The following is a 1179-nucleotide window of genomic DNA, read 5'->3' on the forward strand; positions in this document are numbered from 1 at the left end:
CTAATCCTCGTTCTACTGTAGGAACTAACCACAGAAATATATGATTATTTAAGATTAATTTATGCCAATATTGCAGTTCCTTTTCATCCTGAAAAAAATATTGTCTTAGAAAAACAAACCAAAGAACAAATGATTACTAAAACTAATCAAATATTTTCCAAGCAACTAATATTAATTCTTGCTCCTATAATTGGGAAAGAAAAAAAGATTTTATCAAAACATAGAAGCTACTGCAAAGATGGTTTAATAAGTAATGATTATTAAAATTACCTTTATTTAATGGATATTCCTTCTTTATCAAATCAATATCATAATATTTATGTAGTAATTGACCGTTTTGAAGTTAATTCAGATAATCAAACTCGTCTTTTTGAAGCCTTAGAACAAGCTCTAAATTTAGCTCAAGGAAAAGTTTTTATTATGAATTATCAAAGTAAAAATAGTAAAAATAGTAATAAGAATGAAAACAACAATAAAAACCATCAAATATTAAAACTAAATTGCAATTATCATTTAGAAGGCATTAATTTTTGATATTCCCTGCGCGAATCAAGACTTTTTTTCATTTAATACTCCTTTAGGAGCTTGCCAAATTTGTAAAGGATTGGAAAAACAGCAGAAATTGATTGCGATATGATTCTAGATTATGAAAAACCATTAAATAAAGGTGCAATTTTAATTTTTAAAAGTAATAATGAATATAATAATTTTGCTAGCTAAAGAACAAATTAAAGCTGTAGCCAATCATTATCAAATTGATATGACTGTTCCTTTAAAAAATAGATCTAAAAAACTAAATATTATTCTTTATGGTTCACCTGACCCAAATTCCTTTAACGCCTCCTTTGCGTTTTCTCGTTTTTACAAAAATACCACCACCAAAACTCCTAAATATGATTTTTTGAAGGTATAGCTTCTATGTTAAAAGAAGTTTTGAAGAAACAACCAGCGAATGGCTCAAAAAAAAAAAGAAAAAAAAAAAAAAAAAATTATATGATTTAAAAAAAATGCAAAAACATATAAGAGACAGGCAATCAAGGGGGCTTCTTTTTTAAAATTAATAATAAAAATATTTCTGAAACAACTGATTTATCAATTGAACAAACCCTTTCTTTTTTCCAAAATTTAGAATTGTCCAACGAAGAGACAAAAATTATTAATTTAGCTCTCAAAGAAGTT

At 25.8% G+C, this 1179-nt stretch carries 1 pseudogene; it reads left to right on the top strand.

Annotation, left to right across the window (positions count from 1 at the left end):
• Positions 1-1179: pseudogene (locus ACEW7V_RS01595) on the top strand (excinuclease ABC subunit UvrA); the annotation flags it as partial.

It is taken from the genome of Areca yellow leaf disease phytoplasma, from assembly GCF_041920595.1.